A 15,195-nucleotide genomic window follows, 5' to 3' on the forward strand; every position below is an offset into this window, starting at 1 on the left:
GCTAGGAGCGCCAGCGGGTGGTCATCAGGAACCCGACGATGGCGATGCCGAAGCCTGCCACGATGTTCCATGACTGCCAGGCCTGGACCGGGAAGCGTCCCTCGCTGATGTAGAAGGTGATGATCCAGAAGAGCCCGATGATCATGAGACCGAACATGACCGGCTTGAACCACACGGGGTTGGGCTTGTACGCCTGCGGGGATGCCGGCTGGGCGGTGCTGGCGGTCTTCCTGCGAGGCTTTGACTCTGGCACTGGCTCTCCTTGGCGGGCTGGGCAAGCTCGGCGGTCCGGGCTTGGTATCCTGCAAGAAGGAACTTGCCAGCGGTCTGCGCGATCTTGGTCAAATCTGGATTCTTACTAGCAGCCAATTCTAGCCGCAGTTGATGGGCACCCGGTGCCCAGGGTGAATGCCCGGAGGGGAACGCGTGGTATTGCAGGAGAAGGCGGAGCCCGCCACTGCGCCCGCGCGCCGTCGTGCCCTCCTCAGTGGCACCATCTCTGTGCTGGGCGAGCTGCTGATTACTGCCGGCGTCATCCTCCTGCTCTTTGTGGCGTGGCAGCTGTGGTGGACCAACGTGGAATCCGATGCCAAGCAGAGCCAGGTCATCAAGGAATTCGCCCAGGACCTGGGCAGTGCCGCTCCCGCGCCGACAGCCTCAGCCCCCGCGGCGCCACCTGCCGGCGGCGAGGATTTTGGAAAACCCATGGTGGGGACCGCTCCCGGCCACGCCGGCACCATCGGCATCATGTACATCCCCCGGTTCGGCCCCACCTACACGCGTCCCATCGTTCAGGGGACCAGCCAGGATGTCCTGGACACGCTCGGCCTGGGGCACTACAGCAATACGGCAATGCCCGGCGCGGTGGGTAACTTTGCCGTCGCAGGGCACCGGCAGACGCACGGGGCGGTGCTGGACAACATCCACACGCTGGTGCCCGGCGACAAGATCTACGTGCAAACCAAGGACGGTTACTACGTCTACGTCTTCCGGAACAACCAGATCGTGATGCCCTCCCGCACTGACGTCCTGGAACCTGTCCCCACCCAGCCGGGCGTCGCGCCCACCGAAAGCTACCTCACCATGACCAGCTGCAACCCCCGTTTCGGCGCGGAAGAACGCATCATCGCCTACGCCCTGCTGGACAGTTGGCGGTAGCAGCGGCAGGGCCGCGGCCGAGATCGCGGCGCAGGTTGCAGCAGCCACCGGAAGGAGCTGACCGTGTACGCCTGGATTTTCCGCCACCTTCCCGGGCCGCTCTGGCTCAGGATCATCATCTCGCTGGCGCTGATCTTCGTTGCCCTGGTCCTGATGGTCCAGTTTCTTTTCCCCTGGATGTCCCACTTCACCCAATTCACCGACTCAACGATTGGTTCCGCAGACCAGCCATGACCACAACCAAGATCCTTGTAGTGGATAACTACGACAGCTTCGTCTACACCCTGGTGGGCTACCTCCAGGAACTCGGTGCCGAGACCACGGTGGTCCGCAACGATGACGTCACCCTGGCCGAGGCCATCGAGCTTGCCAGTACCCGGGACGGCGTCCTCATTTCCCCCGGTCCCGGAAATCCTGCGGAGGCGGGCGTCTGCATCGAGCTGATCAAGTGGTGCGGTGAGAACAGCGTTCCCATGTTCGGCGTGTGCCTGGGCCATCAGGCCCTGGCAGAGGCCTTCGGCGGCAAGGTGACCCACGCCCCCGAACTCATGCACGGCAAGACGTCCCAGGTGGAGCACATCGGCACCAGCGTGTTCGCCGGGCTCCCCTCCCCCGTCACTGCCACCCGCTACCACTCGCTGGCGGCGGTCCGGGAGTCCATTCCCGATGTTTTGGAAGTGACGGCGCAGACCGCGTCCGGCGTGGTCATGGGGCTGCAGCACCGGACTGCACCGTTGTGCGGGGTGCAGTTCCATCCTGAATCGGTCCTCACCGAAGGCGGGTACCAGATGCTCGGCAACTGGCTGGAGTCGCTGGGCATGAAGGGCGCGGCCGCGCGGGCTGCGAAGCTGAGCCCGCTGATCCAGCACTAGCAGGGCCCGCACCCGCCAGGCCGGGCGTCAGCCCTTCCTGGTCGGCTTCGGCGTCGGCGTCGGCGTTGCTGTCGGCGTGGGCGTTTCCGTGGGGGTTTCCGTGGGCGCCGGTGGTGGCGGCGGAGCCTTGGCCACCACGATGGTGATGGTCTTTCCCTGGTCGACGGCGGCGTTGACGGGGTCGCTCTGGTCCGTGACCCGGCCTGGCTCCACCTGTGAGTTTTCCGCCTCGACCACTGAAGCGACCAGGCCCCGTTCCTTCAGTGTGGCCTCGGCCTCTTCGCGGGTCATGCCGCGCAGTTCGGGGACAACCACCTTGCCGGTGGAGACGATGAGCTCCACGCTGGTGCCGACGCCGACGCTTTGCCCCGGTGCCGGGTTGGAGGTGATGACGATTCCGGCGGGGACAGTGGCACTGTTGGCGGTGGTGGTTGACGGAGCGCCAACCAGCCCCACCTGGCGGAGGATGTCCCGTGCTGCTGCCTCGGTCTTGCCGGGGAGGCTGTCCGGGATCTTCACCGAGCTGGGGCCGTCAGAGACGTTGAGGATTACCTCGGCCCCCGGATCCAGGGAACCGCCCGCCGCCGGATCCGTCCCGATGGCGGTCCCCTTGGGCACCGTGTCGTTTGCCGACCTGGCGATCCTGGGGCGAAGGCCCGCGTTGTACAGTTCCTGGAGTGCAGCGGTTTCCGTCATGGACGCCACCGATGGGATTGCTACCTTTGGCGGAGCGGGAGCTGGCCGGTTCACCGTTTGGTACAGCCACAGCCCGCCGCCCGCAAGAATCAGCAGGGTGAAGATCACCAGGGTGGCGATCCAGGCACGACGGCGGGACTTCTGGCGGGTGGACCGCTCGCCTTCGGGAGCGAGGCCAAGCGGGAGCGGACCGGCCCCGAAGGCATCCGCACCATACCCATCCGGCCCGTGCCCATCCGAATCGTGCCCATCCGCCAGCTCCAGGGGAACCGCGGATCCGCCGTCGTCACCGAACAGGCTGGTGGCAGCCAACCGCCCGGTGGGCGCGTCATCAAGGAAGCCTGCCCCCGCTGCGGCGAACGCCTCGGTGGGCGGCGCCGCCTGGGGTACGTGGTCATTCGGATCGGTGGGTGCCTCAGACGCCGGCACAGCCGGGACGGCCACTCCGGCCTTTGCAGCGCGCAGGGCACGCCGGAAGGCTGCCGCATCCTGGAAGCGGTCTGCGCGGTTCTTCTGCAGGGCCTTGGCGAGGACGGTGTCCAGTGCCGGTGACACCTCGGGGTTGAGGCTGCTGGCCGTCTCCGGGATTTCGCGGACGTGCTGGTAGGCCACGGAAACCGGGCTGTCCCCGACGAACGGCGGCCGCGAGGTCAGCATTTCGTAGAGCAGGCACGCGGCGGAATAGAGATCGCTGCGGGCGTCGACGGTTTCGCCCCGGGCCTGTTCCGGCGAGAGATACTGGGCCGTTCCCACCACTGCCTGGGTCTGCGTCATGGTGGCGGAGGAATCGGCGATGGCCCGCGCAATGCCGAAGTCCATCACCTTCACGGAGTTGGTGCCCGGGCAGTACATCACGTTGGCAGGCTTGATGTCCCGGTGCACAATGCCGGCCTTGTGGCTGTATTCGAGGGCTCCCAGGACGCCCAGGCAATAATCGATTGCCTGGCTGATAGTGACCTCGTTGGCGCGGATCAATTCGCGCAGGGTCCTGCCCTCCACGTATTCCATGACGATGTACGGCACCCGCACGTCCTCGGCGGAACCGTCGTGGACCACGTGTTCCCCGGTGTCGAAAATCGCCACGATGGAGGGGTGGTTGAGGGCGGCCACCGCCTGCGCTTCACGTTTGAACCGTGCCTGGAACTGCGGATCCCGGGCCATGTCGGGCCGGAGCAGCTTGACGGCGACTGTCCTGCCCAGGCGGGTATCGGTGCCCTTGTAGACGTCCGCCATGCCGCCGCGGCCAATGAGGTTACCCAGCTCGTAGCGCCCGTTCAGGACACGCCGGTTGTCCACCGGCAGGCTGTCCTCCCGGTGCAACGGTGTGCGTGGTGACTCATTCACTGGTGGTGGTCCCGAGGCTTAAGGTGCGCAGGTCGGGGGCGTTCCCGCCGTTTGACCGGCCGCACAGGTTGCCAGGGGCGAGATGGGCGTTGGTCCCGCTACCGGGGACGAGGACGTGGGGGCAGGGCTTGGCGCCGCCGTGGTGGGCGCGGGGCTGGGAGCCGTGGCGTAGATGACGGTAATGAGCGAACCCTTGGGCACTGTCCCGGTGGGGTTGAGCTCCAGTACAGTACCGGGCGTCTCGGTGCTGCTCTCCTGCGGAAGGACGGTCACCTGGAGTCCCAGGCCTGCCAGCGCGGACTGGACCTGGCGGTAGTCCTTGCCGAGGTACGCGGCCGGTATTACGTTGACCGTGGCCTGGGTGGGCTGCGTGGTGGGTGTGGGCGTCGGCGTGCTGCGCGTCTGCGTGGGCGTGGCCGAGGCGCTGGTCCGCGTGGGCGTTGCGGACGACGGCGGTGCGCTGCTGGCGGTGGCGGTGGAGCTGGGGGTGACGGCCGTCGAGAAGAGCCCCACCTGGTTCAGGAGGAAGCCCACCAGGGCGAAGAGGAGCAGCAGGATCAGGGCCACCAAGGGCCAGGTCCACGGACTGCGTCCCTTGCGCCGGGGCTCATCGGAGGGCGCGTCGTCGTACGTTTCCTCCTCCTGGTCCCAGTTCCGCTCGGCAGCCAATGCGTTGGCGCGGGCCAGCGGTCCCGGCGCACGCTCCCCGCCATGGGCTGATGCGCCGTGGGCGCTGGCAGCCATACCGGCGGCAGCGCCGGCCGCGGCCGCGCCCATCACCGGGAGCGCGGATGTGGCGGTGGGGGCGGAGTCACGCTGCGTGCCGATGACGCCCGTGGGGGCCGTGGCCGTGTCCACGGGTGCGGTGATGGGGCCGGTTTCGGCGTCGAAAAGAAGCATGCCGGGCACCGCGGCACGGGCCGCTCCCACATCCCCGTTGCGGATGGCTTCCGCAGCTTCGGCGAGCTTGATGGCATTCGTAAGCCGGTCCTTGGGATCCTTGGCCAGCATCGACATCAGGAGCGCGCGGACCGGCGTGGGCAGGCTCTCCGGAAGGGGCGGCGGGGCGTCGTTCACCTGGGCCAGGGCAATGGCGATCTGCGATTCGCCGGAGAACGGGCGGTGGCCGCTAAGGCACTCGTATCCGATGACGCCCAGTGAGTAGATGTCCGACGAACCGGTGGCGGTCTGGCCCGTCGCCTGTTCGGGTGCCAGGTACTGGGCGGTTCCCATGACCTGCCCGGTCTGGGTGAGGGGCACCTGGTCGGCGAGGCGGGCGATGCCGAAGTCGGTGACCTTGACCCGGCCGTCAGGGGTGATCAGGAGGTTGCCGGGCTTGACGTCGCGGTGGACAAGGCCCTGGGCATGCGCAACGGCCAACGCGCGGGCGGTCTGCGCGATGATCGACAGCGTACGGTCCGGCGACAGCACCTGCTCGTGTTCGATGATGCTGCTCAGCGGCTGGCCCGGGACCAGTTCCATGACCAGGTAGGCTGAGCCCTCTTCTTCGCCGTAGTCGAAGACGTTGGCGATCCCCACGTGGTTCAGGAGGGCAGTGTGGCGGGCCTCGGCGCGGAAGCGCTGGAGGAATCCCGGGTCGCCGGTGTACTCCTCCTTCAGCACCTTGATGGCGACGATGCGGCCCAGGACGAGGTCTTTGGCCTTCCAGACTTCCCCCATGCCGCCGATCGCAATCCGCGTGGTCAGCTGGAATCTGCCGCCGAGGGTGATTCCCGTTGTAGGCCTCACTTATTCAACACCGCCTCAAAAATCTTCTTCGCGTTAGGACTGGTCAGCTTTGCTCCCGCGTAGATGTCTACGCCTTCCATGACGATCGTGACGCTGACCTTGGGATTGTCAGCGGGGGCGAACCCGGTGAACCACGAGTTGTTGGTTCCGTTGCCGAGTTCGGCGGTGCCGGTCTTGCCCGCGACCTGCACGCCGGGCACCGCAGCACCCTTGGCGATACCGTCCGTCACCACGCTGGTCATCCATTCGGTGATTTGCTTGGCGATCTCCGGGCTGGTGGATGTCCTGAGCTGGGCCGGCTGCGGCTCATCTATGACCCGCAGGTCCGGGGACCGCAGCGTTTTGACCAGGCTGGGCGCCATCTGGACGCCGCCGTTCGCGATGGCGTTCGTCATCATGTTCACCTGCAGCGGCGTCACCCGGACATCTTTCTGGCCGATGGCGGACTGGGCCAGGCCCGGCGCGTCCAGCTTGTCAGGGAAGCCGTTCCCCGTTGCGTGGCCAAGCTTCAGCTGGTTCCCGACGTCCTCGCCGAACCCAAACTTCTTGTACTGGGCGGCGATGGCGTCGCGGCCAAGGTCCAGGGCGATGCTGGCGAACGGGGTGTTGCAGGACTGCTGCAGGGCGAAGGCAAAACCGGCGGTGTCCCTGGTGTAGCAGTTGCCGCCGGCGTAGTTGGGAAGCTTGTACTGGATGCCATCGAAAGGCATCTCTGCCGGGTTGGGCAGGACGCTGTCCTTGTTGTACTTCCCCGACGCCAGGGCCGCGGCTGTGTCCACCAGTTTGAAGACCGATCCCGGGGCGAGGAGCTCGCCGGTGGGGCCGCTGACGTTCTGGTTCAGGTTGATGCCGGGGACCTTCACCAGTTCGTTCATGTTCGCGCTTTCGGCGGCGGCATCCTGCGTGGCGGCGAGGTTCGGGTTGTAGGACGGCTTGGATGCCATGGCCAGGATGGCACCGGTCTTGGGGTTGGTGACCACGATCGAGCCGCGCTGGCCGTCCGGGATCAGGCTGTAGGCAAGCTGCTGGATCTGGGGGTCGATGGTCAGTTCCACCGAGGCGCCCTTGGGCTGGTTGCCCAGGAAGAGCTGGCCCACCCGGTCCAGGAAGAGCTGGTCCGAGTTGCCTGCCAGTTCGGCGCCCATGGCCTGTTCAAGGCCCGTGGCCCCGTAGTTCTTCGAGAAGTAGCCGGTGATCCCGGCATACAGCTCCGGCTGGGCGTAGGTGCGCTGGAACTTGCAGGTCTCCGAGCCGGTCTCCACCGACTCGGCCACGGGAGTGCCGCCAACGATGATGGCGCCGCGGTCATTGCAGTAGTTCTGGAGAATGGCGCGCTGGTTCAGCGGATTGGTCTTGAGATCGTCGGCGCCCACCACCTGCACAAAGCTGATGGCGCCGAAGAGCAGCGCAAACATGGCCACTGCGGCTACCCATGAGTGTCGGATTGCCTGGTTCACGCCTGCTTCACCGCCTCGGTTGGAGTGTCAATGCCGGTTGCCGCCGCCACGCCTGCGGGCGGGAGCGGAGTGGTATCCACGGGTCCGCGGGCGGTGTGCGAAATCATCAGGAGCAGTCCCACGATGATCCAGTTGGCCAGGAGGGACGATCCGCCGGCCGCGAGGAAGGGGGTGGTGAGCCCGGTCAACGGAATGAGCCGGGTGACGCCGCCGATGACCACGAAGCACTGGAGGGCGACCGCGAAGGAAAGGCCGCAGGCGAGGAGTTTCCCGAACGCGTCCCGGGTGCCCAGGGCGGCGCGGAAGCCACGGGTGATGAACAGCAGGTACAGCAGGACCACTGCGAACAGGCCGATCAACCCCAGTTCCTCGCCCAGTGAGGCGATGATCATGTCGCTGTTGGCGAAAGGGACAAGGTCCGGACGCCCCTGGCCAAGGCCGGTTCCCACCAGGCCGCCGTTGGCCATGCCGAACAGGCCTTCGATGACCTGCCGGCTGCCGTTCTCATAGACGTCGGGGGAGAAGGCGTTGAGCCAGCCGTAGACGCGCTGCTGGACGTGGGCGAACACCTGGGCCGCCACGAAGCCGCCGCCAATGATCAGGGCCAGCCCGATCACCACCCAGCTGATCCGGCTGGTGGCCACGTAGATCATGACGATGAACAGGCCGAAGAACAACAGGGAGGAGCCCAGGTCGCGCTGGAAGATGAGCACGCCGATGCTGACCAGCCAGGCGGTGATCATGGGGCCCATGTCCTTAAACCGCGGGAACTGCATGGGGCCGATCTTGCGGCCGGTGAGCAGAATGAGGTCGCGGTTGGAGGACAGATACCCGGCGAAGAATATGGCCAGCGTAATCTTGGCGACTTCGCCGGGCTGGAACGTCATGGGACCGACCCTGATCCACACCCTCGCGCCCAGGATTTCGCCGGCGCTGATCCCCGGGACAAGCGGCAGGATCAGCAGCAGGGCCGAGGCTGCCAGCGAAATAAAGGTGAACCGGCGCAGGATGCGGTGGTCCTTGAGGAAGAAGACCACGGCGATGGCCACCGCCATGGCGATGAGGGTCCACCGGAGCTGGTTGTTGCCGGTGTCCTCGCCAGGCGCGTCAAGTCGATGGATCATTGCCAGACCCAGGCCGTTCAGGGCAACAACAATGGGAAGTATTACTGGATCGGCATATTTAGCACGGAACCGCAGGACGCCGTGGAACACCAGGGCGGCCACCGCCAGCAGGCTCGACTGGAACCAGAAATCGGAGTCGAAGGCCTTTTCCTGGTCCACGCCCACCATCATGTTGGCGCCGATGCCTACGGCAAGGGCCAGCAGCAGCAACGCAAGTTCCACGTTGCGGCGAGGCTTGGGCATGGTGCTTACCTGGCTCATTTGGCCGCCTCGCAGGTGATGGTGGGAGTAGGTGAGGGTGACGGTGCAGACGGCGCCGGGGCAGGAGCGGACGCATCCGGTGCCGGTGGCGGCGCCGCTGCACTGGCAGGGGGCGCACTGCTGGAGGGTGCCGGGGCACTGGCGGACGCGGAAGGCTTGGGGCACTCTTCCTCGGGCGAAGTTGTCCCGGTGAGCTCCAGGTTCTTGACGATCCGCTGGGCGTCGTAGAGGTCATTGGCGGGAACCGTCTGGCGCACGCGCTGCTGCGAGAACGGCGGGAGGGAGTCCATCCGGATATCCGTCACTGCTTCGAGGGAGGAAAGCTGGATGGGACCCAGCCTCTGCGACACCCCGTTGTAGATGGCCACCCGGGAGTCGAACTCACCCACGTAGTAGCGGGTCTGCGTCCACGCGTAACCAAGCCAAAGGCCAACGGCCACCACAACCAGCACGGCGGCCGCGATGGACCAGGTCAACCAGCGGCGGGGACGCAGTGGCGGCAGGGTGTCTTCCCCGTCAGCCGGTTCCGCCTTGTGCGTGAGGAGCGTTGCTGCCCGACGGGCCACGGTACGGCCCGCGACGGTGGGGATGGAACCGGACTCTGCGGCAGCAGCGGCGGCGCCCACCAGCTCATGCGGGCGGGAGGCAAGTTCTTCGCGCAGGACCTCAGCGGAGAGGTGTTCCCCAAGGTGGGGGTCGGTGCCGCCGGAGTCAGCCGGGTTGGCGTCGCCGTCCCTGGCGTCGGCGCCGCCTGCCGATTCCTTGGCAGGCCCGGAGCCCGGCCTGGCAGCTCCGGATTCCGAACCGGCTGCCTCCTGGCCATCGGGCGGGGCGGCGGCAGCAGCCTGGGCCGCCGGGGAAGCATCCGCCGCGGCAGCGGGCCTGCTGCCCTGCACCGGGGGGACAATTTCGACGGCGGCCGTGCTGACGTCGTCGGGCGTTTCCTCCACGATGTCCACCATGACCACGGTGACGTTGTCCGGGGAACCGGCCTCGAGGGTCAGCTCAACAAGGGTTTCGGCGCACTCATGCAGGTTGTGGGTTTCGCGGACAGTCCGCTCCACGGCATGCGCGGCTACGTAGTTCAGGCCATCCGAGCACAGCAGCCAGCGGTCCCCGGGCCGGGCATCCAGGGTGTCCAGGTCCAGCTCCGGGCTGGCGTCAACGTCACCCAGGACGCGCATGAGGACGTTCTTGTGCGGGTGCGTTTCCGCTTCCTCAGGCCGCAGCCGGCCTTCGTCGATGAGCCGCTGGACGAAAGTGTGGTCCACGCTGACCTGCTTGAACTCGCCATCGCGGAGCCGGTAGGCGCGTGAGTCGCCGATGTGGGCGAAATGCAGTTTGCCATCCGCCAGCAGGAGCGCGGTGACGGTGGTGCCCATACCCGCGAGCTTGGGGTTGATGTGCACCAGTTCAGAGAGCAGGGAGTTGGCAGTTTGGATCTCGTCGGCCAAAACGGTCCCGGCGTCCTCGCCGTGGTCCGCGCTGTCCAGGTGGATCATGTCCAGGACGGTCGCGGCTGAGGCAACATCGCCGCCCGCGTGGCCGCCCATGCCATCCGCGACCACTGCGAGGTGGCGGCCGGCGTAGGCGGAATCGTCGTTCTTGGAACGGATCCGGCCGACGTCCGACCGCGCGGCGAAGCGCATGATGAGGGGCCGCTGAGCCGGACTCGAGCCGGTTGCGGGGTTTTCAGCCTCGGCCACAGTTACGGCCTCAATTCAATGACCGTCTTGCCGATTCTCACGGGTACCCCTGGCTCGACAGGCAGGGCACGGGTAAGTTGCTGGTCTCCCAGGTAGGTTCCGTTGGTGGAACCAAGATCTTCGATGAACCAGCGGCTGCCCTGCGGGAAGAGCCTGGCGTGGCGGCCGGAGGCGTAATCGTCCTCAAGGACCAAGGTGGCTTCCTGGGCGCGTCCCAGCAGGATGGGGCTGGCAGCCAGGGGCAGGGTCCGGCCCTTGAGCGGACCCTCGAGCACCACCAGTTGCCGGGCCTGCTGCTTAACAGGCTGTGGCGGCGCTTCAGCCAGTTCCGGGTTGCGCCGGAGCTGCCGGGCCGTGGGCGCGCCGGCGGCAGCCTTGCGGCCCAGCATCAGGTCCCGGCGCATGGCGGAGACGATGCTGAAGATCAGGACCCAGAGGAGCAGCAGGAAGCCGAACCGCAGCGCGGTGATGGTGAGGTCGCTCATGCGTGGCCACCCTGGTTGGCAGGAAGCAGGCGGAAGATGATCTTTGTCCGTCCCATCGTGATGGTGGAGCCGTCTGTGAGTTCGGTGCTTCCGGAGACCTTCTGGCCGTTGACGTAGCTGCCATTGGTGGATCCCAGGTCCACGGCGCTGGTGACACCGTTGGCCGTGCGGATCTCCAGGTGGCGCCGGGAAACGCCCGTATCTTCGATGTGGATATCTGCCTCTGAGGACCGGCCCAGGACGATGGACGGGGCGTTGAGCGAATAGCGCTGGCCGTCAATGTCCAGCACCGGCTGGAGCCTGACAGGCTGCCGGCTCGGGGCCGCGGGAACGTTGGGCTGGGGCTTCGGCTGGGCGGCTCCGGATCCCTGGGACTTTTCGGTGGAGGAAGCTATTTCGAAATCGCCGGCGCGAAGTTCGGAGTCGCGCCGGAACGAAATGCGGACGGGGCCCTGGAGGGTGTAGCCCTGGCTGCGGACGTGGTTGATGACCACGTCGCAGAGCTCTTCGGCCAGCGGCGTGCCCCATTCCTGCGCGCGGCCAAAGTCATCGTCACTGAGCTGGACGTCGAAAACGTTGGGTACCAGCGTGCGCCCGGCAGCCACCGTAAGGGCTTTGTGGTCCACCTCGCGGCGGAGACTGGCGATCTCAACGGGCTCAACCTGTGCTTTGGAACCGGTGGAGAAGACACCGCGGACGGCCTTTTCAATGCCACGTTCAACCTTGTCCAGCAGACCCATGGTTCTTCTCCTTTCCCCCCGGCTCCGGGGCAGTAGTTGTTGCTGGCCAGCACCTGCAGGGCAGTCCACCGATGTGCGGTGATGCCCGCGGGCAGTGGCCACTCCTACATCCGATACTAATGGCCAGCCCTGCGAATGACCTTAATCCACAACGGCCGGGCGCCGGCAAAGTTCGGATGCTTGACTGCTCCGGCCTGTTGCGGCGGGGAATGACGGACGCGGCCGATTGCCCGGTGATCCCTGCTTTTGCGCGGTTTTTTGCCTGGTGTGGAGGTATGCGGGGGCGTGGACGGGGGCCAATTGGTAATTTGCGGCATCTGTCCGTTATGCTTGATCTCGCTGCTTTTACGAGGCGCGGAACGGGAAACCGGCCCCGCTGAGTGGAAGAAGTTGCGCGCGAGTGGCGGAACGGCAGACGCGCTGGCTTCAGGTGCCAGTGTCCGAAAGGGCGTGGGGGTTCAAATCCCCCCTCGCGCACGCAAATGGAAGAGCCCCGGTCTTGGACCGGGGCTCTTTTGCGTTTCGCGCATGGATCGGCGGTTCTGAAGGATTGCACCCGCGCACGGACTTTGCACCCGCGCGTTCCAGGGTGGTTCGTCCGGTGGCGGGTGCGTTGAGCGCCTGTCCGGCACCGCAAACTGACGGGGCTCTAGCTGGACGGGCGCGCCGAAGCCTTGAACCGGCGTCGTGAGTTGGCCAGATGGCTGCGCATGGCTGCCGCCGCGGCAGCCTCGTCACGGTCGGCGATCGCCTCCAGGATGGACCGGTGCTCCTGGACCACCTGGTCAAAATGGTCCCGGGCGTAATGCTCGACGCCGGTCATCAGGCGGGTGCGGGGCATGGCAATCATGGTCTGGCCCAGGGCCGCCAGGCAATCCGAGTAATAGGGGTTGCCGGATGCTGCAGCCACGGCCCGGTGGAACTCAAAGTCCGATTTCATGGCATTGGCAGGATGGCCGGCGCTTCCGTTGAAGGCGTCCAGTGCCGTACCGACGGCGCGCAGTTGCCGGTCCGTGTGGTTCCGGGCGGCCAGGGCCGCAGCCTCCGTCTCCACGCCCATGCGGAAGGCCAGCAGGTGCAGCCGGTCCTCTGTCGTGGCCACGGGGCGGGCTCCGGGCACTGCCAGCGGCCCCTCCGCGGGGGGAGTAAGGGCGAAGCTGCCGCGGCCGCGCTCGGTTTCGACGAGGCCCTCCGCCTGCAGCCGGGTGAGGGCGGCCCGGACCACAGTGCGGCTGACGCCGAAGTCGCTGATGAGCGTGTTCTCGCTGGGCAGCTTTTCGCCCGGCTGGATCACGCCGTCCACGATGCGGTTGCGGAGGTCAGCGGCAAGGTCCGCGGTGAGGTTCCGGCTCATGGCTCAAGGGTACGGGTTCGGGGTTACGCGCCGAACTCCACGCTCTCGGTGGTCCAGGCGCGTGCCTGGTCGCTTAGTGTGACGCCCAGGCCGGGGCGGTCCGGGACGATCATCCGGCCGTCCTTGGTTTCCAGGCGCTCGTTGAACAAGGGGTCCAGCCAGTCGAAGTGCTCCACCCAGGGCTCGCGCGGGTATGCGGCAGCGAGGTGGAGATGGATCTCCATGGCGAAATGCGGGGCAAGTCCCAGTCCGCGCTCGTCCGCAAGGGCGGCGAGGCGGAGGAACTGGGTAATGCCGCCGACGCGCGGGGCATCCGGCTGGATGATGTCGCAGCCGTTCGCGGCAATGAGGCCCTTGTGCTCCGCCACGGAGGCAAGCATTTCGCCGGTCGCAATAGGGGTGTCCAGGACCTGGGCCAGGTGGGCGTGGCCTTCGAAGTCGTAGGCGTCCAGCGGCTCTTCAATCCAGATAAGGTCGAATTCCTCGAGGCGGCGGCCCATGCGCAGGGCAGTGGCGCGGTCCCACTGCTGGTTGGCGTCCACCATGAGCGGAACGTCAGGGCCGAGGTGGTCTCGGATTCCGGCAACGCGGCGCAGGTCTTCCTTGCTGTCCGGCAGTCCCACCTTGATCTTGACGCCGCCGATGCCCTCCTCGATCGACTGGGTGGCGCGTGCCTTTACTTCCTCCAGCGTGGCATTCAGGAAGCCGCCGGAGGTGTTGTAGGTCCGCACGGAGTCGCGGTAGGAGCCAAGGAATTTGGCCAGCGGAAGTCCGGCGCGCTTCGCCTTGAGGTCGTACAAAGCGATGTCGACGGCGGCGAGGGCCTGGGTGGCGACGCCGGACCGTCCCACGGACGCGCCTGCCCAGAGGAGCTTGGTGTAGATCCTGGCGATGTCGTTGGGGTCCTCACCGATGAGGCCTTCGGCAACTTCTTTGGCATGGGCATACTGGGCCGGTCCGCCTGCGCGCTTGGAATAACTGAAGCCGATTCCGGAGTGGCCGAGTTCGGTGGTGATCTCCGCGAACAGGAACACCACCTCGGTCATGGGCTTCTGCCGTCCGGTGAAGACCTTGGCGTCACTGATGGGAACGGCGAGGGGAAGCCTGGCGGTGGACAGCTTAACGTGCCGGATGAGATCGACGGTGCTCATTTATTCTCCTTGGGCGGGACGGGGCTCCTTCGCCCACCTTTTTAGGATATAAGTTACCTACTTGTATTACAAGAAGGTGGGGCTGTTCGTGCGATGCACCACTAACGGTGCGCAGCCGGAATAGCTGCAGGCCAGGAGGCTGTTGATGCAGGCATGAAGGCGATCACTTACAGCGAATATGGCAGCCCTGACGTCCTTGAGCTCACTGAGCAGCCAATGCCGAAAGTGGGACCCGGCATGGTCCTGGTCAAGGTCAAAGCGGCTTCGGTGAACCCTGTGGACTGGAAGATCATGGCCGGTTACCTGGATGCTGCGATGGACGTGCAGTTCCCGGTGGTCCCGGGATGGGATGTGGCGGGCGTGGTGGAATCCGTGGGAATTGATTCCCGGCAGTTCCAGCCCGGGGATGAAGTCATCTCCTATGGCCGGAAGGATTATGTCCACAGCGGCAGCTTCGCCGAATACATTGCCCTTCCTGAACGGCTCCTGGCCCGAAAGCCCGCCTCCCTCGAATGGAACGAATCGGCAGGGCTACCGTTGGCGGGATTGACTGCCTACCAGGTCTTGAACCGTCTTGGCCTCGCGTCCGGCGAGACCGTGCTGATCCACGGCGGAGCCGGCGGCGTGGGATCCCTGGGTATCCAGATCGCTGTGGCCCTGGGTGCCCATGTCATTGCGACGGCGTCGGAAAAGAACCACGATTTCCTCCGGTCCCTGGGCGCGGATCCCATCACCTACGGCGACGGCCTTGCCGACCGGGTCAGGTCGCTCCGTCCGGACGGGGTTGAGGTGGTTGCCGATTTTGTCGGCGGCAATCTCGGGGCCACCCTCGCGGTGCTTGCCGACGGTGGCAGGCATGCCTCCATCGCCGACAGCGACGTCGAGGAACATGGTGGAACCTGGATGTGGGTAAGCCCCGTGGGCGCCCAGCTCCAGGAGCTTGCCGACCTGGTGGACGACAGGAAGATGCGCGTGGAGGTTGCCGAGGTATTCCCGCTGGACCAGGCCGCAGACGCATTCCGGCTCAACATGGCCGGGCATACCCGCGGCAAGATTGTTGTGGCAGTGGACCAAACCCCCTGACGCCCGGGGCGGCCG

General features: G+C 66.3%; 13 protein-coding genes, 1 tRNA gene and 1 pseudogene. 5 read left to right on the forward strand and 10 right to left on the reverse strand.

The genetic code is table 11. The annotated features are described in order from the left end of the window. Nucleotide 1: 1 nt before the first annotated feature. Nucleotides 2-253, reverse strand: coding sequence for a cell division protein CrgA (locus NMQ03_RS00095; protein WP_141158788.1), 252 nt, complete (start codon nucleotides 251-253; stop codon nucleotides 2-4). A 173-nt stretch (nucleotides 254-426) separates the two neighbouring features. On the opposite strand from NMQ03_RS00095, the pseudogene NMQ03_RS00100 reads away from it, so the two are divergent. The 3 genes and pseudogenes from NMQ03_RS00100 to NMQ03_RS00110 all read left to right on the forward strand — a co-directional run bounded on the left by NMQ03_RS00100 (nucleotide 427) and on the right by NMQ03_RS00110 (nucleotide 2,030). After that, nucleotides 427-1,219, forward strand: a pseudogene (locus NMQ03_RS00100) (class E sortase). 2 nt (nucleotides 1,220-1,221) lie between these two features. After that, nucleotides 1,222-1,392, forward strand: a complete 171-nt coding sequence (locus tag NMQ03_RS00105; protein WP_201302364.1) for a hypothetical protein — start codon at nucleotides 1,222-1,224, stop codon at nucleotides 1,390-1,392. Further along, on the forward strand, nucleotides 1,389-2,030 hold the full coding sequence (locus NMQ03_RS00110) for an aminodeoxychorismate/anthranilate synthase component II (protein ID WP_255173846.1): 642 nt from the start codon (nucleotides 1,389-1,391) through the stop codon (nucleotides 2,028-2,030). The genes NMQ03_RS00105 and NMQ03_RS00110 overlap by 4 nt, the downstream gene beginning before the upstream one ends. A gap of 27 nt (nucleotides 2,031-2,057) precedes the next feature. On the opposite strand, the gene pknB is transcribed toward NMQ03_RS00110, so the two are convergent. From pknB to NMQ03_RS00145, 7 genes are read right to left on the reverse strand one after another with little or no spacing between them, the layout of a single operon-like run. After that, nucleotides 2,058-4,070 carry a Stk1 family PASTA domain-containing Ser/Thr kinase gene (pknB, locus tag NMQ03_RS00115; RefSeq protein WP_303694144.1) on the reverse strand — a complete coding sequence of 671 codons (2,013 nt, stop codon included), beginning with the start codon at nucleotides 4,068-4,070 and terminating at the stop codon, nucleotides 2,058-2,060. Nucleotides 4,071-4,088: 18 nt separating this feature from the next. After that, nucleotides 4,089-5,819 (reverse strand): serine/threonine-protein kinase, encoded by a 1,731-nt coding sequence (locus tag NMQ03_RS00120; RefSeq protein ID WP_255173847.1) that lies wholly within the window; start codon nucleotides 5,817-5,819, stop codon nucleotides 4,089-4,091. Beyond that, nucleotides 5,816-7,276, reverse strand: coding sequence for a penicillin-binding protein 2 (locus NMQ03_RS00125; protein WP_255173848.1), 1,461 nt, complete (start codon nucleotides 7,274-7,276; stop codon nucleotides 5,816-5,818). The genes NMQ03_RS00120 and NMQ03_RS00125 overlap by 4 nt, the downstream gene beginning before the upstream one ends. Beyond that, on the reverse strand, nucleotides 7,273-8,661 hold the full coding sequence (locus tag NMQ03_RS00130) for an FtsW/RodA/SpoVE family cell cycle protein (RefSeq protein WP_255173849.1): 1,389 nt from the start codon (nucleotides 8,659-8,661) through the stop codon (nucleotides 7,273-7,275). The genes NMQ03_RS00125 and NMQ03_RS00130 overlap by 4 nt, the downstream gene beginning before the upstream one ends. Beyond that, entirely contained in the window at nucleotides 8,658-10,310 is a 1,653-nt protein-coding gene (locus NMQ03_RS00135) for a PP2C family serine/threonine-protein phosphatase (protein WP_255175696.1), read from the reverse strand. The genes NMQ03_RS00130 and NMQ03_RS00135 overlap by 4 nt, the downstream gene beginning before the upstream one ends. A gap of 59 nt (nucleotides 10,311-10,369) precedes the next feature. Continuing rightward, complete coding sequence (locus tag NMQ03_RS00140; protein WP_255173850.1) at nucleotides 10,370-10,852, reverse strand: FHA domain-containing protein; 483 nt, start codon at nucleotides 10,850-10,852, stop codon at nucleotides 10,370-10,372. Continuing rightward, entirely contained in the window at nucleotides 10,849-11,592 is a 744-nt protein-coding gene (locus tag NMQ03_RS00145; RefSeq protein ID WP_255173851.1) for a DUF3662 and FHA domain-containing protein, read from the reverse strand. The genes NMQ03_RS00140 and NMQ03_RS00145 overlap by 4 nt, the downstream gene beginning before the upstream one ends. Nucleotides 11,593-11,986: 394 nt before the next feature. Between NMQ03_RS00145 and NMQ03_RS00150 the strand changes: the two genes are divergently transcribed. Continuing rightward, nucleotides 11,987-12,069, forward strand: a tRNA-Leu gene (locus tag NMQ03_RS00150). Nucleotides 12,070-12,241: 172 nt separating this feature from the next. On the opposite strand, the gene NMQ03_RS00155 is transcribed toward NMQ03_RS00150, so the two are convergent. Together NMQ03_RS00155 and NMQ03_RS00160 are read right to left on the reverse strand one after the other, a co-directional pair. Further along, nucleotides 12,242-12,946 carry a FadR/GntR family transcriptional regulator gene (locus NMQ03_RS00155; protein ID WP_255173852.1) on the reverse strand — a complete coding sequence of 235 codons (705 nt, stop codon included), beginning with the start codon at nucleotides 12,944-12,946 and terminating at the stop codon, nucleotides 12,242-12,244. Nucleotides 12,947-12,969: 23 nt separating this feature from the next. Then, nucleotides 12,970-14,097 (reverse strand): mandelate racemase/muconate lactonizing enzyme family protein, encoded by a 1,128-nt coding sequence (locus NMQ03_RS00160; protein WP_255173853.1) that lies wholly within the window; start codon nucleotides 14,095-14,097, stop codon nucleotides 12,970-12,972. Nucleotides 14,098-14,250: 153 nt separating this feature from the next. Between NMQ03_RS00160 and NMQ03_RS00165 the strand changes: the two genes are divergently transcribed. Beyond that, nucleotides 14,251-15,180 (forward strand): NADP-dependent oxidoreductase, encoded by a 930-nt coding sequence (locus tag NMQ03_RS00165; RefSeq protein WP_255173854.1) that lies wholly within the window; start codon nucleotides 14,251-14,253, stop codon nucleotides 15,178-15,180. The last annotated feature ends 15 nt before the right edge of the window (nucleotides 15,181-15,195 follow it).

This window comes from Arthrobacter sp. DNA4 (assembly GCF_024362385.1).
Classification (GTDB): Bacteria; Actinomycetota; Actinomycetes; order Actinomycetales; family Micrococcaceae; genus Arthrobacter.